General features: G+C 39.5%; 23 protein-coding genes. 7 read left to right on the forward strand and 16 right to left on the reverse strand.

The window, feature by feature from the left end:
• Nucleotides 1-10: 10 nt before the first annotated feature.
• From lepA to gpr, 3 genes are all read right to left on the reverse strand, one after another.
• A complete protein-coding gene (gene lepA / locus ACZ5OK_RS11565; RefSeq protein ID WP_343837135.1) occupies nt 11-1825 on the reverse strand; it encodes a translation elongation factor 4 in 1815 nt (604 codons plus the stop codon).
• A 111-nt stretch (nt 1826-1936) separates the two neighbouring features.
• Entirely contained in the window at nt 1937-2284 is a 348-nt protein-coding gene (locus tag ACZ5OK_RS11570; RefSeq protein WP_343837136.1) for a DUF3679 domain-containing protein, read from the reverse strand.
• 392 nt (nt 2285-2676) lie between these two features.
• Nucleotides 2677-3783: a GPR endopeptidase gene (gpr, locus tag ACZ5OK_RS11575; protein ID WP_343837139.1), complete on the reverse strand. Its 1107-nt coding sequence runs from the start codon at nt 3781-3783 to the stop codon at nt 2677-2679.
• Nucleotides 3784-4015: 232 nt separating this feature from the next.
• Between gpr and rpsT the strand changes: the two genes are divergently transcribed.
• A complete protein-coding gene (gene rpsT, locus ACZ5OK_RS11580) occupies nt 4016-4282 on the forward strand; it encodes a 30S ribosomal protein S20 (protein ID WP_343837141.1) in 267 nt (88 codons plus the stop codon).
• A gap of 110 nt (nt 4283-4392) precedes the next feature.
• Here the strand turns inward: rpsT and holA are convergent, their stop codons facing one another.
• Nucleotides 4393-5430: a DNA polymerase III subunit delta gene (gene holA, locus ACZ5OK_RS11585; RefSeq protein ID WP_343837144.1), complete on the reverse strand. Its 1038-nt coding sequence runs from the start codon at nt 5428-5430 to the stop codon at nt 4393-4395.
• A gap of 354 nt (nt 5431-5784) precedes the next feature.
• Here holA and ACZ5OK_RS11590 point away from each other — a divergent pair, with 354 nt between their 5' ends.
• The gene (locus ACZ5OK_RS11590; RefSeq protein ID WP_044158225.1) at nt 5785-5919 is read left to right on the forward strand and encodes a YqzM family protein; all 135 of its coding nucleotides are present in this window, start codon (nt 5785-5787) and stop codon (nt 5917-5919) included.
• Nucleotides 5920-6161: 242 nt separating this feature from the next.
• Here the strand turns inward: ACZ5OK_RS11590 and ACZ5OK_RS11595 are convergent, their stop codons facing one another.
• The 3 genes from ACZ5OK_RS11595 to ACZ5OK_RS11605 all read right to left on the reverse strand — a co-directional run bounded on the left by ACZ5OK_RS11595 (nt 6162) and on the right by ACZ5OK_RS11605 (nt 9715).
• Nucleotides 6162-8405 carry a DNA internalization-related competence protein ComEC/Rec2 gene (locus ACZ5OK_RS11595; protein ID WP_343837147.1) on the reverse strand — a complete coding sequence of 748 codons (2244 nt, stop codon included), beginning with the start codon at nt 8403-8405 and terminating at the stop codon, nt 6162-6164.
• A gap of 53 nt (nt 8406-8458) precedes the next feature.
• The gene (locus ACZ5OK_RS11600; protein ID WP_343837149.1) at nt 8459-9028 is read right to left on the reverse strand and encodes a ComE operon protein 2; all 570 of its coding nucleotides are present in this window, start codon (nt 9026-9028) and stop codon (nt 8459-8461) included.
• A 66-nt stretch (nt 9029-9094) separates the two neighbouring features.
• A complete protein-coding gene (locus ACZ5OK_RS11605) occupies nt 9095-9715 on the reverse strand; it encodes a helix-hairpin-helix domain-containing protein (RefSeq protein WP_464758187.1) in 621 nt (206 codons plus the stop codon).
• A gap of 73 nt (nt 9716-9788) precedes the next feature.
• On the opposite strand from ACZ5OK_RS11605, the gene comER reads away from it, so the two are divergent.
• Entirely contained in the window at nt 9789-10613 is an 825-nt protein-coding gene (gene comER / locus ACZ5OK_RS11610; protein ID WP_343837153.1) for a late competence protein ComER, read from the forward strand.
• Between the two features lie 96 nt (nt 10614-10709).
• On the opposite strand, the gene ACZ5OK_RS11615 is transcribed toward comER, so the two are convergent.
• From ACZ5OK_RS11615 to ACZ5OK_RS11655, 9 genes are all read right to left on the reverse strand, one after another.
• Nucleotides 10710-11210: a GNAT family N-acetyltransferase gene (locus tag ACZ5OK_RS11615; RefSeq protein WP_343837155.1), complete on the reverse strand. Its 501-nt coding sequence runs from the start codon at nt 11208-11210 to the stop codon at nt 10710-10712.
• Between the two features lie 15 nt (nt 11211-11225).
• Nucleotides 11226-11954, reverse strand: coding sequence for a class I SAM-dependent DNA methyltransferase (locus ACZ5OK_RS11620; RefSeq protein ID WP_343837157.1), 729 nt, complete (start codon nt 11952-11954; stop codon nt 11226-11228).
• Nucleotides 11955-11957: 3 nt separating this feature from the next.
• Complete coding sequence (gene rsfS / locus ACZ5OK_RS11625; RefSeq protein WP_343837159.1) at nt 11958-12323, reverse strand: ribosome silencing factor; 366 nt, start codon at nt 12321-12323, stop codon at nt 11958-11960.
• A 17-nt stretch (nt 12324-12340) separates the two neighbouring features.
• On the reverse strand, nt 12341-12910 hold the full coding sequence (gene yqeK, locus ACZ5OK_RS11630; protein ID WP_343837161.1) for a bis(5'-nucleosyl)-tetraphosphatase (symmetrical) YqeK: 570 nt from the start codon (nt 12908-12910) through the stop codon (nt 12341-12343).
• Nucleotides 12897-13466, reverse strand: coding sequence for a nicotinate-nucleotide adenylyltransferase (locus tag ACZ5OK_RS11635; protein ID WP_343837164.1), 570 nt, complete (start codon nt 13464-13466; stop codon nt 12897-12899). The genes yqeK and ACZ5OK_RS11635 overlap by 14 nt, the downstream gene beginning before the upstream one ends.
• A gap of 15 nt (nt 13467-13481) precedes the next feature.
• On the reverse strand, nt 13482-13772 hold the full coding sequence (gene yhbY / locus ACZ5OK_RS11640) for a ribosome assembly RNA-binding protein YhbY (RefSeq protein WP_343837166.1): 291 nt from the start codon (nt 13770-13772) through the stop codon (nt 13482-13484).
• Entirely contained in the window at nt 13766-14614 is an 849-nt protein-coding gene (aroE, locus tag ACZ5OK_RS11645) for a shikimate dehydrogenase (RefSeq protein ID WP_343837169.1), read from the reverse strand. Before aroE ends, yhbY begins: the two co-directional genes overlap by 7 nt.
• Before the next feature lie 94 nt (nt 14615-14708).
• Nucleotides 14709-15806, reverse strand: a complete 1098-nt coding sequence (yqeH, locus tag ACZ5OK_RS11650; protein WP_343837170.1) for a ribosome biogenesis GTPase YqeH — start codon at nt 15804-15806, stop codon at nt 14709-14711.
• Between the two features lie 3 nt (nt 15807-15809).
• Nucleotides 15810-16325, reverse strand: a complete 516-nt coding sequence (locus tag ACZ5OK_RS11655) for a YqeG family HAD IIIA-type phosphatase (RefSeq protein WP_343837173.1) — start codon at nt 16323-16325, stop codon at nt 15810-15812.
• Nucleotides 16326-16734: 409 nt separating this feature from the next.
• Here ACZ5OK_RS11655 and sda point away from each other — a divergent pair, with 409 nt between their 5' ends.
• The 4 genes from sda (at nt 16735) to ACZ5OK_RS11675 (ending at nt 21204) form a co-directional block, all read left to right on the forward strand.
• Entirely contained in the window at nt 16735-16875 is a 141-nt protein-coding gene (gene sda, locus ACZ5OK_RS11660) for a sporulation histidine kinase inhibitor Sda (RefSeq protein WP_343837175.1), read from the forward strand.
• A 174-nt stretch (nt 16876-17049) separates the two neighbouring features.
• Nucleotides 17050-19383: a Na+/H+ antiporter subunit A gene (locus ACZ5OK_RS11665; protein WP_343837178.1), complete on the forward strand. Its 2334-nt coding sequence runs from the start codon at nt 17050-17052 to the stop codon at nt 19381-19383.
• Between the two features lie 2 nt (nt 19384-19385).
• Nucleotides 19386-19724 carry a Na(+)/H(+) antiporter subunit C gene (locus ACZ5OK_RS11670; protein ID WP_343837180.1) on the forward strand — a complete coding sequence of 113 codons (339 nt, stop codon included), beginning with the start codon at nt 19386-19388 and terminating at the stop codon, nt 19722-19724.
• Nucleotides 19717-21204: a Na+/H+ antiporter subunit D gene (locus tag ACZ5OK_RS11675; protein ID WP_343837182.1), complete on the forward strand. Its 1488-nt coding sequence runs from the start codon at nt 19717-19719 to the stop codon at nt 21202-21204. Before ACZ5OK_RS11670 ends, ACZ5OK_RS11675 begins: the two co-directional genes overlap by 8 nt.
• Nucleotides 21205-21210: the final 6 nt, after the last annotated feature.

A 21210-nucleotide genomic window follows, 5' to 3' on the forward strand; every position in this document is an offset into this window, starting at 1 on the left:
TCGCTTATCATTAATCATCATCATCCATTTTGAGGACTGACATAAATGCTTCTTGCGGAATTTCTACTTTCCCCACCATCTTCATGCGTTTTTTACCTTCTTTTTGCTTCTCAAGCAGCTTTCTCTTTCTGGAGATATCACCACCATAACATTTGGAAAGCACATTTTTCCGCATTGCTTTAATGGTCGAACGTGCAACAATGCTATTTCCAATCGCCGCCTGAACAGGAACTTCAAATTGCTGTCTTGGTATAATGTTTTTCAGCTTTTCCACAATACTTTTTCCCCGTTCATAAGCGAAATCCCGATGGACAATGAAGGATAATGCATCAATTTGTTCTCCATTTAGAAGAATATCCATTTTTACAAGATTGGATGGTTTATATCCTTTTAATTCATAATCAAAGGATGCATAACCCTTCGTTTGTGATTTAAGCTGATCAAAAAAGTCATAAACAATTTCCGACAGCGGGATATCATAAACAATATTTACACGATTTTCATCTAAGTATTGCATATCCATAAATTCACCACGTTTACCCTGACAAATCTCCATCACCGGTCCGACAAAATCGTTCGGCACCATGATTGTAGCATTTACAAAGGGCTCACGAATTTCAGAAATTATTTGAGAATCAGGCATTAAAGAAGGATTCTCAATGGTTTTTACTTCTTCATTCTCTACCTCTACTTCATAGATAACACTTGGAGCAGTCGTGATTAAATCAATATTAAATTCCCGTTCAATTCTTTCCTGAATGATTTCCATGTGTAAAAGCCCCAGAAATCCACAGCGGAAGCCAAACCCAAGTGCCTGTGAAGTCTCAGGCTCATACTGAAGGGATGAATCGTTTAATTCCAGGCGCTCTAATGCTTCCCTCAAATCATTATAGGCATTCGAATCAACCGGGAATAATCCGCAGTAAACCATTGGGTTCAGCCGCTTATAGCCCGGCAAAGGCTCCTTAGCCGGGTTATTCGCCAGTGTAATGGTATCCCCTACTCTGGAATCTCCTACATTTTTGATAGATGCCGTTAAGAAACCTACATCCCCAACGGACAGCTCATCTTTTGGAACAGGATTGGGATTGAATACACCAAGTTCATTTACTTCAAATTCTTTCCCATTGGCCATCATTTGAATTTTATCGCCAACCTTGATACTGCCTTCTTTTACCGTGATATAACAAATTACACCTCGATAGGAGTCATATAAGGAATCAAAAATAAGTCCTTTAAGTGGTTCGTCCGGATTGCCTTGAGGGGCAGGAATATCTTCAACGATACGATCCAGGATTTCATCAATTCCTATACCTGACTTGGCAGACGCTAAAACAGCATCATCAGCATCAATTCCTATTACATCCTCTATTTCCTGTTTAACCCTCTCTGTATCCGCACTTGGCAGGTCAATTTTATTAATAACCGGAATGATTTCCAGATCATTATCCATCGCCAAATAAACGTTGGCAAGCGTTTGTGCCTCAATTCCCTGCGCGGCATCCACAACTAAAATTGCACCCTCACAGGCTGCCAAACTACGAGATACTTCATATGTAAAATCCACATGCCCTGGGGTATCAATTAAATGAAACACATAATCTTCACCTGATTTTGAGGTGTATTGCAATTGAACAGCATTCAGCTTGATGGTAATTCCCCGTTCACGTTCTAAATCCATACCATCAAGAAACTGTTCCTTCATCTCTCTTTGAGACAGAGCTTTTGTTTTTTCCAAAATTCGATCAGCCAAAGTAGACTTTCCATGGTCAATATGAGCAATGATCGAAAAGTTTCGTATGTTCTTCTGGTTTACGTTAGTCAAAATCCTCACTCCTGTTTTTTGCAACCACAATGCTATGTTGATTATAGCAATAGGAGGAAAATCATTCAATCAAACATCATATACGGGAGGATTTTTCTTTTTCCACCTGCGTTACAATCGGTAAATCAAATCAGATATCTGATAAGCACCTGTGACGAGCAGGTTATAAAACCATTTTACCCCAGTTTCTATGGCAGAAGCTATTTTTCCCGTTAATGATCCTCCTTGAATCTCCTGATAAGATTCTTTTTTTTCCTCTATTGATTTTTTATCCAGTGATTGTCCCATCACTTCAACTTCGTAGGGTTCTTCATTGTTATTAACAACCAGAGCATCATAGTTTTCCGTTTCATTCCCACTTAATTTATTCATTCCTGTTCCAGCCTGATCAAAACCAACAATGACACCTGTTAAAAACAAAATAATCATGAAAAAGAAGATTAACGTAAACCGAATCATTCTATCAGCTCCCCATTTCCTTCATCATCCGAAAAAACTATTCTATGAACTCTATTAAGACTATATGTAAGTGAGATAAATGCTAGAACCTGAAAATATAGAAAAGACATTTACCAGGTCATGCTAAGGAAATTGCGGTTACAGTTGTGGGATGTTTTTGGTTTCAGGTAGGTACGGGGATAAGCCAAAGCCATTCCGTGGCCAAATACATGCCACTCCATGTCTTCGTCTTATCCCGCATGACCTGAACAGTCGCCTCCGCTTTTCTTTGTCCAGCTGCGGCTCCTAGGTCAAGGCGGATATAAGCCAAAGCTATTCCGTGGCCAAAAACATGCCACTTCATGTCTTTGTCTTATCCCGCATGACCTGAACAGTCGCCTCCGCTTTTCTATTTACCTTGTAAAGTTTTCTTTGTTTTCTTTTTGGACGGCTTCGTGGAGGGCTCCATTAATTCCGGATGCTAATAAATGGGCGGTGTCTTCGATAAAACCATCAATTTCTTTTGGTGTAACCATTAGATTGTGTCCTAATGGGGAAAGAACTTCCTTAATTAGCTGGCGTTTTTCGTCTACTGACAGGCCTCCAACAACTCCCATGAAGGTTTGTCTTTTTTCTTCATCAGGTAAATCTTCATCTGTGAATTTTTTCTTTTCTCCAAAATTCAAACCTGCAGGGGTTAATGCCTTAGAAGGTTTTCCCTGTTCATTCATCTCCCGGCCAAAATGCTTCAGAATAAAATCAATGGTGTCACTCGTAATCGTTACAGCATCAACAACGGTAGGAATTCCAATAGAAATGACAGGAATGCCCAATGTTTCTTCACTTAAATCCTTTCGCTTATTCCCTACCCCGGAACCAGGGTGAATACCTGTATCCGAAATCTGAATGGTTGCATTTACGCGCTCAATTGACCTTGAAGCCAGTGCATCAATAGCAATAACAAAATCAGGTTTAACTTTATTGATGACTCCAAAAATAATGTCGCTCGTTTCAATTCCTGTTAATCCCATAACACCAGGGGACAGAGCTGAAACAGGGCGATACCCGTCTGCTACATACTCAGGCTGGAGTTTAAAAAGATGTCTGGTTATAAGAAGATCATCTACCGTATAAGGGCCAAGGGCGTCTGGTGTGACATTTCGATTTCCCAGACCAACAATTAAACAGGAAGCGCTATCGTCTATATTTCGCTTGGCTAAATACCTTTCAAGCTCACGTGCCACGATATTCGCTGTATCTGTCTGCATTTGGGTATCCTGTGTACGTATACTCTGTGTTTCCAGGGTTAAATACGAGCCCGCTTTTTTACCGATGGCTTCAGAGCCTTCTTCATCTATTTCCACATAAGTAATTTTCATGTCGCCTTCTTCCCGTTCCTTAACCTTTACCCCTTTGATCTCTTCCGTTTCCTGTTCTTTATCCTCCTGCTCGACGACCATTTCCCGTGCTTCAATGGCAAGGTCTGTACGAACTTTATATAATTTTTCATTCTTTTCCATCCAACGTCCCTCCATTCATTAACTCATGATTTCCAACTGAAATCTTTCTTATACGATAGACTTCATGACCTCTGATGTGACAAGCATAATTTCTTTACTGATCTATTGAAAACTTGTCTTCGCTTTGGTAAAATGGCTTTTGTTCAACTATCAGAATTTCATAGGTAAAGGATGATAGGTTTACTTCACAAAGTAACTGAAATAACGTATATTTCTTCAGGAGGTGAATCAATTGGCAAATATTAAATCCGCTATTAAACGTGTAAGAATTAATGAAGAATCACGTAACCATAATCAGGCATTTAAAACAGAAATGCGTTCTTCCATTAAACGTGTTGAACAGCTTGTTAACCAGAAAAATGCAGAGGATGCAAAGGCTGCATTAAAAGAAGCAACACGTAACATTGATAAAGCCGTTCAAAAAGGCATTATCCATAAAAACAATGGAGACCGTAAGAAAGCCAACCTAGCGAAAAAAATTAATGAGCTTGGAGCGTAACCGTCTCCAAAGCACAAGCGCCCGTTTGTTCAGCAATCGGGGGCCGGGCTGGACATGGTCATAAAAAAAGGAGCATTCCCTTAAGGGAAATGCTCCTTTTTATTATCTCCTTATTTCGCTGATCTTTTCTCGACAAAACGATACAACAGCAATTCGAATGCCAGCTCTTTCTCCATTTCTCCTCTTTTCATTTGTTCATCCGTATTGGTCAGCAGTGACATCATTTCGTATAACTGCTCCACACTAAAATATCGCTCCCGATCAAGGGCCATCTTTATTGCGTATGGATGTGCCTTAATCTGTTTATCCATTTGCTGTTTGGTATAGCCTTTATTCTTCATCAGTTTACATTGCAGAATTAAGCGTATTTGGGAAGCAAGCAAAGCCACGAGGGCTATCGGCTCTTCATTTCGCTTCGACAAATCTTTAAAAACCGCAATAGCCTCCGTAATATCTTTTTTCATTAAAGCATCAATCATCTTAAAGGCAGATGATTCCGTGTGCCGTGACACTAATTTTTCGACCACTTCAATTGTAATGGGCTCTCCCTCATCTACATAAAGAGAAAACTTCTCCAATTCCTTTTGAACAGACATTAAGTCAGTACCAATTTCCTCTATGAGCTTTTGTGTTGCCTGAGGTTCAATATGTATACCTAAATCTTTGGCTAGCATATCAATCCAGGTTTTCAAATCATATTCTCTTGGGGACTCACATTTTACCACACGTCCGGTTTTTTTCAGTTTCTTTACGATTTTTTTTCGTTCATCAATTTTTTCATATGGGGCAATGATAATGATAACCGTGTGATCCACCGGATGGTCCAGATACTTTTCCAGGACACTCAAATCATGTTCCACCTTGATTTTATCCAGTTTAGCCTTAAAGAATGAAGCGTTTTTTAATAGCAATACCTTTCGATCGCCGAAAAAGGGAAAGGTTTCGGCATCAAGAATTGCTTCCTGTATCGGGGTTTCCTCCATATCAAAGGCATTAAAATTCATACCTTGTTCAGGCTCTTCATCTAAAACAGACTGGATAATTTTATGTTGTAAATCCTGTATTAAATAGGATTCATTACCAAATAATAAATAAAGAGGAATATATTTTGACTCTTTCAGGGATTTTACAGCTTCTACATAAGACATCTCTCTCACCTCATATTATGCTTGTCCTTTAAGTATAAAGAATTTTTATTTATATGACTATAATCCGAGATGAGAAAAAATTTTCAAGAGCTCTCGCTTTGTGATATGATAAAGAGGGAAACGGTGGTGGCCATTTCCCCCAAAATCTATATGAACGTCTGAATCACAGTCCCGGGAAACTGACATTCAGACGATGTTTGCTTACATAATTAGAATGTGTTTTTAAGTATGGTTTTATAGGTGTTAAGTGTTGACAAAGCAGGAATTGGAAAATCATTTGTGAACTTTTTTTAAATCATATAGATTTTTCAGAGCATTTTGCTTATACTAGGAAATGATATAGGAGGGGTAATCGTGAACGAGTTTGAAAAAAATGTTCAATCTAAAAACCACGATGTGATTGACTCAATCAAAGGATTCACCTTTTCATTTTTATTCTTTATGATAATTTTCTTTATTGGTGTTGTTTTTCAAGTTATAGGCGGTTAAGAAGAGAGACTGTTTTTACAGTCTCTCTTTTTTTATGGCCTCATTAAGTAAACCATTTATGGCTAAGAAATCATGAGAGGCCACGTCCGGCTCCAGCGCCCAGCGACTAGCGAGACTTCCTTCACTTCCGTCCGATAAGTCAACATCGACTCACGCTGTTCGTCGTGTTTCCGTTATCTCCTCCGGCTCAGTCCAGTCCGTACGTCGCTAAACGGGCGCTTCCGCCTTTGTTCTATTATATTTTATGGATTCATGGTCCGGAATGTGCTACCCATTTTATGAAACCGATACTGAATCGCTCCGTGAATGTCTGTGCGCAGAATTTTCGTATGATTTTGCTGAAGTCGGGCAAGGGTTTCAGGAGCGGGATGACCATATAAATTATGTTCACCTGCTGAAATCAGGGCAAAATCAGGTCTTAATGCCTCCAGAAATAACTGAGATGAAGAATATTTACTGCCATGATGAGGAACTTTCAGAATATCCACCTGTAACTCAGGATAGTCTGCAATGATTTCTCTTTCTGTCTCCGAGCCGATATCGCCGGTAAACAGCCAGGTCCGATCTCCTAATTTGGTATATAAAACGATGGAGCGGTTGTTTTGATCTAATGGTGAAGTACCCTCATCATGCGGAGATAAAACATGAAAAATATAATCATCAATCATTAATTTCATCCCTTTTGTGAGTATGTGTGGGTTCAACGATGGCTGAGCAGGCAAAAATTCTTCAAAATCAGGGTTTGTATACAATTGGTCAATATTGAAATGCTTTTGCAAATAAGTGTAACTGCCAAAGTGATCCTGATCAAAATGAGTAACAATAAGATGATCAATGGTTGTGATTCCTTTTGACCATAAGTAAGGCTTTATCGCATATTCTGCCGTTGGATTGCCAGGATTCTTTTCATCGCTTTTATTCAAAGACATTTCCTTTGCTGCATCAATCATGACAACCCCCTCTCGATAAGGCAGTTCAATCACAATTGTATCTCCCTGCCCTACATCCAGCATGGTAACCGTCCCTTTACTGTCCAGATAAGGCTGAAGCTGAACCACGATCAATAGAACAATAAGCAACGTGGCTGTAAAAAGTGCTTTCATTTTCTGATTGACCTCAAGCAGCTTCATAAACAGAAACAAACCGGCAAAGTAAGCTATTATTGCAATCACTGATATTTCTCCAATCACCCATAAAAGCTGAATTTCTTTAACTTCATTCAAAAGCCAAACCAGCATTGGCTCATGGAACCTGGAGAAATAAAAATCAATCACATCTGTAAAAGGAGGTGGAAGCCATGAAAATAAAACAGCGATTAAAGACACAGGGATGACCAGGGCGGAAAAGTAAGGAACAAAAAACAAATTGGCAAAAATGGACAAGGGGCTGATGTAATAAAAGTTGAGTATTTGAAGTGGGATTAAGACCATTTGGCTGATAAAGCTGATATAAATCATCGTCCAGAGGTATGAAGGAAGTCTGCGGAGAATATTTCCGGACATGATTAGACTGAAGGTAACCAGAAAAGAAAATTGAAATCCTAACTGATAGATAAGCAGTGGATTCTGCAGTAATAATAAAATAGCGGTTATACTCACAACATCCGTGACTGGCCATCTGCGTCCCAGGATTGAGAAAATAAACAATAACTCAGCCATCATTACCGCTCTTAATACAGGCGGGTTTCCACTTGCAAAAACAGCATAGACAGGAAGAAAAATCATGATGATATATCTGCTCGTTTCGATGGAAAGTTTACACACTCGATTAAGGATTGTATAGATAAAAAGTATGATTAATCCTGCATGAAGGCCGGAGATGGCTAACAAGTGGGACAAATTCCAGTGCTGAAACTCCTGTATGATCTCCTCGGAAAGAAAATCCTTATCACCGAAAATCAAAGCCTGTATCCAATGATAGCTCTCATCCGTGTACTGCTCCTTTAAGAACTGTAAAAGATGATTTTTGACTTGTAATGGATAGGCCATCCAGTCCTTTCCCACACAATGGATATCCTTTTGCTGAATATTCATTTGCAGATAAATCCCCATACTTTTTAAGTAGGAACGATAGTCAAATGCCCCTGGATTTCGTGCTTCTTCAGGTACCTTCATTTTTCCTGTTACCGTACACTTGGCCCCGTGCTGGTAAGAAGACTTTTGGAGGGATTCCGATTGCTCACTATAGATGTTAATTAGCAGCTTTTCAGACGTATTCGTTTCTTCAAGAGTTAAGGAGATGTAGCCTTCCTTTATGCTTGGATTGGATGTGATCGTTCCCTGAATGAGGGTGGATTCCTCATGTGAATGGTCTTTCCATAATGAGGATTCAAAGGGAGGCAAGAGGGAGAAGTAGATCAAAAGAACAGAGGAGAAAAAGAAAAACAGCCAGGATCCAGGTCTATTCTTATACAGAATGTACGAAATAAATAAAAAAACCCACAATCCCAGCCATAATAATAAGTACTCATTCCAAATTGAAAACAAGGCTATCAACAAAAGATAATGCCATTTTCCTTTCAATAACTTCACCTGGTTTCTTAATTAAGGGTGGTAAATAGGTGATGGGCCTCTTCACGCAGTTCCTTCATCTCTTCTTTACCGGCACCTGAGGCCTCCAGTTTGTCCAGCATCCTGGATAAAAACTTCACCTTTTCCTGTGCTTTTGTATCAATATTTAAGTATTCAAGCTCTACTTTTTTTACTTCAACTCCAGCTTCTTTAAAAAGCTCGATAGCATAAGGATGGTTATGATAATCTGTTGCATAAAATAGTCGTTTAATCCCGCCTTGTATAATAGCCTTCGAGCACTGAAGGCATGGGAAATGAGTAACATAGAGCTCAGCACCTTCTGTCGGTACACCAAATTTCGCACATTGTAACAAAGCATTAACTTCAGCATGAACCGTTCGGACACAGTGGCCATCAATAACATAGCATCCTTCATCTATACAATGGACACTGCCTGTCACACTCCCATTGTATCCGCCTGCAATAATTCGTTTATCTCTTACAATCGTGGCCCCGACAGCTAATCGCTCACAGGTACTTCGCATAGCAAGCAGATGACTTTGAGCCATGAAATATTGATCCCATGCTATTCGTTCCATTTGTATCCCACCTTTTGTCGATTAATGTTCTTTTACAAGTTTACCTATTCTGTATCATTCGTGCAATTACGGAATGAGAATTTCATCTTTAAAATTTTCAACCGTTTTTTCACCAATGCCTGAAACATTAACTAATTCTTCGGTATTACGGAATCGGCCATTTTCTTCCCGATATTGAATAATTGCCTGTGCTTTGGCCTCACCAATTCCCCTTAACTCCATCAGTTCCTCCGCAGATGCATCGTTTATACGGATTTTACTGCTACCGTCGCTTTTTTCTTCAGCCTCTCTGTATTGATTGGCCTCCAGGACGACAATCGCCATCTCATCATAAACTTTTTCTGCTAAATTCACCGATAATGGATCTGCTGTTTCAGATAGTCCTCCTGCCATCGTTATGGCATCATCTACTCTGGCATTAGCAGTCAGCTCATAAACACCCGGGTTCTTAACCGCTCCTTTTATATCTACGACTATAGCAGAATTCTTCTTTTTCTCTTCTGCATTCAAATCTTTTTCTTCCACCAGATTGCTGTCAGAATCAGCCACACCCGTATCTTCCTTCACGACTTTCATATCATCCTGATTGTTACTTGTAAAAATCAAAATCAGCATAAAAGTGACGATGATACTACCTAACCATATTTTAAATAAAATTTGCTTATTCACTTTCATTTTTATTTTCATGACCTCTTTTCATAAATAAAGATTTATAATCATACAAATAGAAAAGACAATAGGCTGTAAAGGAGGGTGCGGAATGAAATGGGGAGTCATCGGAACAGGAAACATGGGAAGTGTGCTCATTGACGCATGGTTAACAAGCGGGGTAATTGAACAGGATGATTTGTGGATTCATAATCGAACATTATCCAGAGCCTTTGACATTGCAGACCAGTATCCTTCCATTCATGTATCGACCACTGCAGAAAAAGTTGTTAAGCAGTCGGATATTATTTTTATCTGTGTAAAGCCATTACAAGTGATTCCTTTACTGGAGCAAATCCATAAATATTTACGCCCTGAACAATGTATTGTGTCCATTACCAGTCCAATTTCAGTTGAAGAACTGAATAATACCGTTCCATGTCAGACTGCCAGAATTATTCCAAGTATTACGAACAGAGCCTTACAAGGAGCAACTTTACTGACCTTTCCTGAAGATATTCAGCCGACCATGAAGGCCTATCTTATTCAAAGCTGTAAATTATTTTCAGTTCCGGTTGAAATAGATGAATCCATAACGAGAGTTTCTTCTGATATTGTGTCATGCGGCCCAGCATTCCTTAGCTATTTAATCCAGACGTTTATTCAGGCCGCAAATGACTACGCTCATTTAGACAAAGAACGGGGAATGATTTTTGCTGAACAAATGATTGTAGGGTTTGGAAAGTTGATTGAAGAAGGTCACTATTCACTAAAAAGTCTGCAGGAAAAAGTAACTGTAAAAGGTGGAGTTACCGGCGAAGGTCTTAAAGTGCTGGAAAAAGAAGTCGGGGACTTATTTCATCATATTTATGAGGCAACCCATACTAAGTATTCTCATGACCGAAAAGAAGTTGAACAACAGGTTACTAAATCATAATTCGACATAACCTGAGGAAATCCTTTTATTTTTTCAAATCATCTCCCATATCAGTACAAAGGCACTTAGCAAAAGAGCTGCTAAGTGCCTTTGTGTTTATATATTTCGACCAAGAATCATTAAGTCTCTTTTTGTTCCGTCCATCTCTGCAACACCTGATAAGTGTCCCCATTTTTCAAAATCAAAATGGGAAAACAATCGTAAACTCCGTTGATTATGAGCAAATATAAAAGCAATCAAAACATCAATATTAAGTTCTGGAGATGTACGGATAACTTTCTTCAGCATATCCTTTCCTAGTCCTTTTCCGCGAAATGCCTGGTGAATATAAATACTTATCTCGGCGGTAGCATCATATGCTGGTCTTCCATAGAAAGATTGAAAGCTTATCCATCCGCATAATTGTCCTTCATATTCAGCCACCCACAATGGTCTGCGGTCAGGGGTGTGCTCCTCAAACCAGGGCAAACTGTCACTAACAGTCACAGGCTCCGTATCCGCTGTTGCCATTCTGCCAGGTATGGTTGAATTATAAATATCAATAATGGCTGGCAAATCCTCCGCCCTGGCGTTTCGATATGTAATTGCTGCTGTCATAAAAGGCCTCTCTTTCTACTTCCTGCAGACAAAAAAGATCCGGTCTCCCTGTTCATCCAATTCTTCAGTCGAAAAATCACTATAAATACCGAGCACTTTAAATCCTGCTTCCTCTGCTTTTGATTTATAAAATTCAATAGGGAAAGTCCGCTGAACGTGATACTCATCAAATCTGCTGTAAGAATTATGATCATCCCTGATAAAAAACGTTAAATCATGCTCTACGGATGAAGGATATTCACCTTCATCACAAAACCAGATATAGGATACCTCTTCCCGTACCTCGGCAAAGGTCTCATTAGCAAGAACTTCATTCATGTAAAATTCCGAATGTACATCAAATACAAATAATCCATCCTTTTGAAGCTGCTTATAGACCTGCATAAAACTCTTTTGGATCTCTTCTTCTTCTGTAATATAATTCAGTACATCGCAAAAACTTATCGCCACATCATATTGCACAGGACTTTCAAACGACCGGATATCCTGGTGGACCCAGGTCACGTCGGTACTTTTATTTTGAGCTATCGAAAGCATCTCCTCAGATAAATCCATCCCTGTCACCTCATAATTCAGAGCGTCCAGACGAACGGAGATCTCCCCTGTACCACACCCAATATCCACAATGGAAAGAGCTTCAGGTCGATATTTTTTAAGTGTACTCATGATAAATTGAATCCACAAATCATAAGGGGCCTCACTCATTAATTCATCGTAAACGTACGCAAATTTTTGATAAGACATCGGCTACTCTTCACTCTTCACAAATAAAGTTTCTTCAGGTACCCTCTGTGCATCGCCCCATAAACGTTCCAAGTTATAGTAATTACGCTCCTCTTTATGGAAAATATGACAAACAACATCATCCAGATCGACTAAAACCCAACGAGCCTGCTCATAGCCTTCAAGCTTTTTAACATCCAATCCACTTTCTTCTACTTTATCCTTGATTGCACGGGCTATGGACTGAACCTGACGTTCATTATTCCCATGACATATCAGAAAATAATCAGCAATGAGGGAAACGTCCTTCATATCCAGAGCCACAATGTCTTTGCCCTGTTTATCTTCACATGCTGCTGCTACGATCTGTAATAGATCTTTACTCTCCATTCCTTCCATTCCTCCAATTATGAACTCAAGATTTTTGTAAAATGATTATAAGCATAGAATGTATCAGGATAAATCGTTGCCCCTTTACTCATTAAGAACTCAATTGTATTATGCAGGGACATTTGACAAGCCTCATCCAGGTCCTTCCATGCCATTTCTCTTACTTCATGAACTCCGGGAAAACTCCTTCCAGGCTCAATATAATCCGCTAAAAACACGATTTTTTCTAATTTACCCATATGAGCCCTTCCTGTTGTATGGTACCTGATGGCATCAAGGATTTCCTGGTCTTCTATTCCGTACTTTTGCTTGACTAAATAAGCCCCGGCAGGCCCATGCCATAATTCATGATGGTAATCCAGTAAATCTTTCGGCAGATAGCTTACTGTCTGAATGATTTGTTTCATTTCTTCTTTAGGCCAGTATTTGGCAAGATCGTGAAAGGCTGCCGCTATTTCTGTCTGATATTGATCAGCCTTATAAATCTGTGCAAGCTTGACAGCTGTATCTACTACCCTCTTCGTATGATCAAATCGTTCCTGTTTTAAATACGGCCGAACCTGTTCCAAAGCATCATTCAAATCCATATAAACCCTTCTCCCTTATATAGTCTAATACATCTTCTTTCATCCAGTAATAAACCGGCCTGCCAGCTTCCAGTCGTTCTCGTAGCCGGGATGAAGATATTTCAACAATGGGTACATTTACAAATTTAATCGGATAGGGACTCGATAAAGGATAGCCCTGTCGCTCAACCCCGACAAATTGAACAAGGGAAACTAATTCATCAATTTTATGCCAATGAGGCAGATATTCCACCATGTCTCCACCGATGATAAAATAAAAATCATCATCCGGGTAATCCTCTTTTAGAGCTTTGATGGTATCAAGAGTGTAAGAAATCCCTGCCCGTTCAAGCTCAATCGTTTCCAGGCGAAAATGAGGGTTCCCGCGTATTGATCGTTCAACCATATTTTTGCGATGGTTTGAATCCGTTGTTTTTGTGTCCTTATGAGGTGGAACATAGGTCGGAATAAACCAGATTTCATCCAGTTGAAGCTGTTCATAAATTTCCTCAGCGATAATTAAGTGCCCAATATGCGGGGGATCAAATGTACCACCAAATAATCCGATTCTTCTCATGTTCATCTACCTTTTCTATGGTAATTCAATTTGTTTGTTTTCCGATGATTCCTTGTAAAGGACAATCGTATGGCCGATAAGCTGGACGAGCTCACTTTCAGATTTTTGGGCTATTTCCCTGGCAACATCATTTTTATCCTCAAAATTGTTTTGCAAAATACTGACCTTTATTAATTCCCGTTTTTCCAAAGCTTCCTTTACCTGAATAATTAAATTGTCGTTAATCCCGGCCTTTCCAATTTGAAATATTGGCTTTAAATGATGGGCCTGAGAACGTAAATATCTTTTCTGTTTTCCGGTTAACATGGTGAACCACCTTTCAATTTCTGCTCTAATTCCTGAAGTATATGCGCTGGATGAATGCTTCTGCCTGTCCAGAGTTCAAATGCAAGGGCTGCCTGGTATAGAAGCATTCCATGACCATAATGAATCCTTGCACCCTTTTCCTTTGCTGTTTTTAAAAAACAGGTTTCGATTGGATTGTAAATAATATCACTAACTATTGTGTTCTGTTTTAGGGTTTGTAATTGAAGCGGCATCATTCCATCATTTGGAGCCATTCCAATACTGGTGGTTTGTATAATCAAATCATATTGATGAAGATTCTGCTCTGCTTCTATCAGGGTGTATAGGCTGGTTTTTACATGAGCTTCTCTGATATCAAGCAATCCTTCTGCACGTTCCCTTGTTCGATTTGCTATATCGATAACCGGAAACGCCTCCTGATTTAAAGCATCGTATATCCCTCTGGCAGCTCCCCCTGCACCAATTAGTAATACAGATTTCACACTTGTATCCAACTCAGGGAAGCTTTGCTTTAAAGACCTGATGTAGCCTCTTCCATCGGTATTATACCCTTTCCATGTCCCATCCTGATTTACAACTGTATTGACTGCACCAATGGCTCTGGCACGAGGATCCAGGATATCAGTAAACCGGGTGATCGTTTCCTTATACGGGATCGTAACATTAAACCCATCCACATTCATCCTTCTGAAAGTATCAAAGCTCTCCTTAAGTTCTTCTTCCTTAATTTCATAAGGGCGATAAATTCCATTGATTCCGGTTTCTTTCATAAATTGCTGATGGATCCACGGAGACAGCGTATGTTTTATCGGATTCCCAATCACACCTAACAAGTATCCCACTATAAAACTCTCCCTATGATTGAAGTTTCACTTTTCCTATGTTCATGATTCCCCTTTTATTACCGGGCCAGCAGGCAATATTCATCGATCCATTCTAAATTAATGCCTTACGTACAGATACCCGTACTCCATCCGGAATATAGGCCGTAACTGTCGTATTTCCTTCTGTAACAGTGACCCAGCCCAGCCCGGAGAATACAATATCGGATTTTTCTTTAATATGAAAGGTTTTCGGTTTTAATTCCGGCAGATGTTGCAACGTCTCGTTATTGGGTGGAGACAGCATATCTCCCACGTGATCGGCATACAGTTGATCAGCCTTCTCCGTTTTGGTCCGGTGAATCATTAATTCATTTGAAAAATAACAGACATAGGATCCGTTATTCCCCTTTTCAATATCCAGTCGGGCCAACCCTCCAAAATATAAAGTCTGCTGTTCATTTAATTGATACACACGTGCTTTAATTTCCTTTTTCGGTGTTATCGTCTTCAAATCCTGTTCCGATATATAATGAGCCATCTGATATCGATTGATAACACCTGGTGTATCATACAAGGATGCCTGGTCATCAAGAGGAATATCGATAAACCCTAAAGTTGTACCTGGAAAATAGGACGTTGTAATGGCCTCTTTTTCTCCTGTGGTATCCTGTATCAGATAATTAATAAAGGTGGATTTTCCTGTGTTTGTAGCCCCTACAACATATACGTCCCGTCCACGTCCGAGATCTTCCATTCCTTCTTTGACTTCCTCAATCCCCATTCCTTTTTTTGCGGAAATTAAGAAAACATCCTGAACCTTAAGCCCCAAATCTTTGGCCTCTTTACGCATCCACTGCTTAATTTTATTCGGATTTGTCGATTTCGGTAACAAATCCGCTTTGTTTCCTACTAATAAAATTGGATTATTTCCTGTAAAACGAGGCAGACCTGGAATAAAGCTTCCATTAAAATCAAAAATGTCCACGATATTTACAATTAAAGCATCGGATTGACCGATTTCATTCAGCATTCTTAAAAAGTCATCATCCGTTAAAGACACATCTTGAACCTCGTTATAATGCCTTAATCGAAAGCAGCGTTTACAGGTTATATCTTCACGATTTAATGCGGATGCAGGGGCATATCCTACCTCATTGGGATCCTCTGTTTGTATCTTTGCCCCGCATCCCTGACAAATGATCTCTTCCATATGTTATTCCTCCCAGGTGATTAGGCCTTTTTTGCGGAACCAATTTAAAATCAGTCGCTCTATTTTACGATTCACCTTTGTCATCGCTCCATCTGTTTCTACAACCGGTACGACTAAAATGGTATAGAAACGTGAGGAATTACCGCCTAACACATCTGTTAATAATTGATCACCAACAACCACGATTTCCTCTTTTTTTAAGTTCATTTCTTTTTGTGCTTTTTTAAAAGCTCGGGATAATGGCTTTCTGGCTTTATATACAAAAGGGACATTTAAGGGTGTAGAAAAATGACGAACCCTTTCTTCATTATTATTAGATATCACAGTAACCTGAATACCATGATCTTTCATTAACTTAAACCACGCGACAATCTCTTCTGTGGCATCCTTTTGATCCCAGGCTACCAATGTATTATCCAGATCTGTAATAATCCCTTTAATGTTCTTTTCCTTGAGATTTTCCGGTGTGATTTCAAACACCGTTTTCACATGTTCATTCGGCAGGAACTTCTTTAGCAACACCTTCACCTCTGATTCTACTCTAGTAACAATAACATCATATACAATTTATACATATTGTTCAAAGAAAATTCGTCTATTTAACCTAACTATTTATATGCTGTTCGGTTTTAGTTTTGCCAAAAACCTTTCGACATTTTCCACAAAAATTCGAGTGTGGATAACTTTATTCACACAATCAACAGCTATAAACCAGCACTTTTTATCATTCACACACAACTTATACACATCTTTGTGTGGATAGGTGAATGATTGTGCAATCTTTTCTTTCGTGATAAAGTAAAAATATAAAATTGACAAGCACATGAAAACCGCTCTGTGACAGCGTTTGTCCCTGGTTTTTTATATTATTACAAGGGATGTCAGGAGTTTATGTTAGGAGGTGACCTGCCTTTTATTGGCTTCCCATATGGAACATTTATCTGACGAGCTATTAGTTGAGTCCTATTATAAGGCATGTGAATTAGACTTAAGCAAGGAGTTTATTGCATTAATTGAAAAAGAAATAAAAAGGAGATCCCTTACTCATAAAATTAGACAAACCAGTTAATATGGATGCTCCGTTTATATATTCATCCCCTGGTACAAATAACTTTGTCCCAGGGGATTTTATTTGCTACCCTGCAGGTTTTGTTTGTAGAATAAATGGTATATGAGTCATAGATTCATGATAAAATGAGAAAGATATGTGTGTTCAATCTTTGGCAGGGAGGATTTCGATTCAATGATTTATGCAGTTTTTGCCCCATTAATCATTACATTACTTATACCTTTATTCAGTAAATGGAAAGAAAAAATACATACAGGGTGGTTCCTTCTTCCTGTACCGTTTTTCATTTTCCTTTATTTCATTCGATTCGCCGGTGAAAACTTTACACCTGTATCTGAAGTCTATCCATGGATTCCTTCTTTAGATATTTCCATTGACTTTTATCTTGATGGTTTAAGTCTATTATTTGTTTTATTGATCAGCGGTATTGGCACTCTTGTTGTACTTTATTCCATTTACTACTTACATAAGTCAGAACAACTGAAGCAATTCTATATCTATTTATTCTTGTTCATGTTCTCCATGCTCGGTGTCGTTCTTTCCGATAATGTTTTTGTTCTTTATACATTCTGGGAATTTACATCCCTTTCATCTTTCCTTTTAATCGGGTTTTGGCACCATCGTGAAGGGTCAAGGTATGGAGCACTCAAATCTATGCTAATTACGGTGTTAGGCGGATTTAGTCTATTGGCCGGAATCATTATGTTATCCGTTATAACAGGTACGACAAGCATTCAGGAAATGATTGCACAGACCGATGTGATTGTGAACCATCCGTTCTTTCCACTTTTATTTGTGTTTCTTGTTCTTGGTGCTTTTACCAAATCAGCTCAATTCCCATTCCATATCTGGCTTCCGGATGCAATGGAAGCTCCTACTCCAGTGAGTGCTTATCTGCATTCCGCTACAATGGTTAAGGCTGGTATATTTCTAATTGCCCGTTTCTCACCAATCCTGGGCCAGGAGCCATTATTCTTTGGTGTTATTACTACGGTCGGCCTGATTACTCTGTTCTGGGCTTCCTTTATGGCTGTACGCCAGACGGATTTGAAGGGGATTCTGGCCTTTTCTACAGTCAGTCAGCTCGGTATGATTATGGCTATGCTAGGCTTTGGAACGGAAGCAGCGATATTTGCCGCTGTCTTCCATATTTTAAACCATGCCACTTTTAAAGGAAGCTTATTTATGATTGCCGGAATTGTAGATCATGAAACCGGAACGAGAGATATTCGTAAGTTAGGTGGACTTATGACCTTTATGCCGATTTCAGCAACACTTGCTGTATTTGGGATCTTTTCAATGGCCGGTTTTCCTCTCCCATTCCTGAACGGTTTTTACAGTAAGGAAGAATTTTTAGGGGCCACAGTAGACTTAAATGAATATACAGGCGGATTTCTCGGATTCTTGCAGGAAGCCGTACCTTACATAGCAGTCATCGGAAGTATTTTTACGTTTGTTTATTCTATGTATTTCTTCTTTGGAACCTTCAGAGGCAAATATAAAGAACAGGAGTTGGAAAAGAAACCACATGAGGCACCTGTTGGCATGCTGATTCCTCCTGCTATACTTGTATTAGGAGTTATCCTGATTGGTTTATTCCCAAATGCAGTGAACCAGCCTTTCCTGGTCCATACTGCTGAAGCCGTGTTAGGCGGGGATATCCATACGCATGAATTGAAATTCTGGCATGGGTTCTCTCCAGCCTTTATTATGTCGTTGATTATCGTGGGTGTCGGAACCATTCTTGCTGTAACACGGAAGAAATGGTCCACCGTTTATAACATCTTTCCGCGAAAAGGATTTAATGAGCTCTATAACTTTATCGTGGATTCGATTGAAAGTGGATCAAAGAAGATCACCAATACCTACATGACAGGATCCTTACGCCACTATATGGCCTATATTTTAGGCACAATTTTCGTAATCAGCTTTATCATAATGCTTATGTCAGATGGTTTTGCCATTGATTTCAGCCAGACAGCTGCTATTACCATTCCGGAAATCCTGGTTGGGCTAGTCATGGCGATTGCTGCCATAGCTACCATTTTTACAACCAATCGTTTAGCTGCCATTATTACGGCTGGAGTTGTTGGCTATGGATTATCCATTTTATTTGTACTTTATCGGGCACCTGATTTAGCCCTTACCCAATTGATCGTAGAAACGGTTTCAATGGCATTATTTCTGCTCTGTTTCAAGCATTTACCTGAGTTCAAAAAACTTCCAAGTCACCCTGGTGTTAAATCTGTAAACAGCCTGATTGCCATTGGTTTTGGAGGTTTAATGACATTAATTGGAATTAGTGCACACAGTACAAAACTGTTTAGTCCTATTTCCGACTATTTCTTAGAACAGTCTGTTCCTCAGGGCGGAGGACACAACGTCGTCAATGTGATCCTCGTTGATATGCGTGGGCTTGATACACTATTTGAAATTACCGTTTTAGGTATAGCAGCCCTTGCCATATATGGACTTATTAAATTACGGCATGACAAGGGGGCGAAATAAACATGGAAATATTAATGTCTATTTTAGCTGGTATTCTTTTCGCAACCGCTATTTATAACCTGTTACAAAAACAAATGCTGCGAATTATCATAGGAACCCTTCTTCTGTCTCATGGTGCCCACTTATTCATCCTTACCATGGGACAGCTAAAGGCAGGGAAACCGCCTATTATTGTGGAAGGGGTTGAACAATATACCGATCCCTTGCCACAAGCACTTATTTTAACATCCATCGTTATCAGCTTTGGTGTAACCAGCCTATTATTAGTACTGAGCTATCGGGCATCCAAGCTTAACGGATCAGACAATATGGAAGAATTAAGGGGAAGTGAACATGAGTAATCTAGCCGTTTTACCAATTATCATTCCATTAATATCCGGAATTCTGGCTATATTTTTTGCCAAAAAAACGATAGCTGTCCGGGTCTTTGCACAGGTACTTACAATTGTCAATTTAGCCGTTTCTGTCGGAATTGCGCTTTACGTTATACAAAACGGAACTGTCACTCTGGAAACAGGTGGTTGGTCAGCCCCCTTTGGGATCATTCTGGTCGCTGACCCACTGGCCATCTTTTTGGTGGTCACAACAAATATTATTGCAACAGCAAGTGTGTTTTTTGCGCCAAATTCCTTGTCCCAAAAGCAGGAGCAGTTTTATTTTTACACCTTTTACTTTTTATTGATAAGTGGTGTATCAGGAGCATTTCTTACAGGGGATTTATTTAACCTGTTCGTGTTTTATGAAGTATTACTAATGGCTTCCTATGGCTTAATTGTCTTAGGTGGAGAAAAAGTTCAGTTACGTGAGTCGCTTAAATATGTATTGCTGAATTTATTTTCCTCCATGCTGTTTGTCACAGCTATCGCCTTCATTTATTCCGTTACGGGGACGGTTAATATGGCACAGCTGGGAGAACGCATCCAGGAGGTTGAGCAAACCGGAATTTTAACGACTATCGGGGTAGTGCTGTTCTTTGTTTTTGCGACCAAGGGAGCAATTTTCCCACTTTATTTCTGGATGCCCAAGTCCTATATCGTCCCAAATGCTGTGGTGTCCGCTTTATTCGGTGCCTTACTGACCAAGGTGGGGATTTATTCCATTCTCCGTACCTTTACATTAATATTTTCTCATAATCCTGAAATCACTCATGAGCTGTTCCTATGGTTAGCTGCACTTACGATGATTTTTGGTGTGATTGGTGCCCTTTCAACAGACAATGTAAAGTTGATTATCGTATACAACATTATTCCGGCTGTCGGATGGATGCTAATGGGAATCGGATTATTGAATCATGATGGACTTGCAGGATCTGTCTATTATCTGTTACAGGATATTATCATAAAGGCTGGCCTCTTTTTAATGGTTGGAGCCCTTGTTTATGTAGCTGGAACTTCTGATCTTAAGAAGATGAAAGGACTGATCCATCATTACCCCCTGTTAGGATGGATGTTCTTTATTGGGGGACTTGTCCTGGCAGGCGTACCACCATTCAGCGGTTTTATTGGAAAACTGCTCTTATTACAAGGAGGTATTCAGGAAGGTCGATATGGAATAGTGATCATTGGTTTACTTTCAAGTCTGCTCATTTTGCTATCCATCATGAGAATCTTTACAAGAGCTTTCTGGGGAGAAAAAACAGAGCTTACGAATCCGAATATACAGCTGAATAAGGCACGTCGACTTACGATTCCTGCCTTGGGATTATTGTCCGTTACTGTCATTTTAGGAGTCGGCGCGGAGTGGTTTATGCCTCACATAGAAACGATAACCACCCAATTGATGAATCCTGAAATCTATATTGATTCTGTGTTAAAGGAGTAACCGACT

Source organism: Salinibacillus aidingensis (assembly GCF_055393355.1).

Excerpts from the sequence above, each read along its gene's own strand:
- yqeK (WP_343837161.1), bottom strand. The coding sequence starts at position 12,910 with ATGGATTTGAATGATGCTTTGGAACAGGTTCGGCCGTATTTAAAACAG.
- ACZ5OK_RS11670 (WP_343837180.1), top strand. The coding sequence starts at position 19,386 with ATGGAAATATTAATGTCTATTTTAGCTGGTATTCTTTTCGCAACCGCT.
- comER (WP_343837153.1), top strand. The coding sequence starts at position 9,789 with ATGAAATGGGGAGTCATCGGAACAGGAAACATGGGAAGTGTGCTCATT.
- ACZ5OK_RS11615 (WP_343837155.1), bottom strand. The coding sequence starts at position 11,210 with ATGACAGCAGCAATTACATATCGAAACGCCAGGGCGGAGGATTTGCCA.
- sda (WP_343837175.1), top strand. The coding sequence starts at position 16,735 with ATGGAACATTTATCTGACGAGCTATTAGTTGAGTCCTATTATAAGGCA.
- ACZ5OK_RS11600 (WP_343837149.1), bottom strand. The coding sequence starts at position 9,028 with ATGGAACGAATAGCATGGGATCAATATTTCATGGCTCAAAGTCATCTG.
- ACZ5OK_RS11635 (WP_343837164.1), bottom strand. The coding sequence starts at position 13,466 with ATGAGAAGAATCGGATTATTTGGTGGTACATTTGATCCCCCGCATATT.
- gpr (WP_343837139.1), bottom strand. The coding sequence starts at position 3,783 with ATGGAAAAGAATGAAAAATTATATAAAGTTCGTACAGACCTTGCCATT.
- ACZ5OK_RS11620 (WP_343837157.1), bottom strand. The coding sequence starts at position 11,954 with ATGTCTTATCAAAAATTTGCGTACGTTTACGATGAATTAATGAGTGAG.
- ACZ5OK_RS11675 (WP_343837182.1), top strand. The coding sequence starts at position 19,717 with ATGAGTAATCTAGCCGTTTTACCAATTATCATTCCATTAATATCCGGA.
- ACZ5OK_RS11605 (WP_464758187.1), bottom strand. The coding sequence starts at position 9,715 with ATGAAAATAAAAATGAAAGTGAATAAGCAAATTTTATTTAAAATATGG.
- holA (WP_343837144.1), bottom strand. The coding sequence starts at position 5,430 with ATGTCTTATGTAGAAGCTGTAAAATCCCTGAAAGAGTCAAAATATATT.
- yhbY (WP_343837166.1), bottom strand. The coding sequence starts at position 13,772 with ATGTTAACCGGAAAACAGAAAAGATATTTACGTTCTCAGGCCCATCAT.
- ACZ5OK_RS11665 (WP_343837178.1), top strand. The coding sequence starts at position 17,050 with ATGATTTATGCAGTTTTTGCCCCATTAATCATTACATTACTTATACCT.
- ACZ5OK_RS11570 (WP_343837136.1), bottom strand. The coding sequence starts at position 2,284 with ATGATTCGGTTTACGTTAATCTTCTTTTTCATGATTATTTTGTTTTTA.
- yqeH (WP_343837170.1), bottom strand. The coding sequence starts at position 15,806 with ATGGAAGAGATCATTTGTCAGGGATGCGGGGCAAAGATACAAACAGAG.
- rsfS (WP_343837159.1), bottom strand. The coding sequence starts at position 12,323 with ATGGAGAGTAAAGATCTATTACAGATCGTAGCAGCAGCATGTGAAGAT.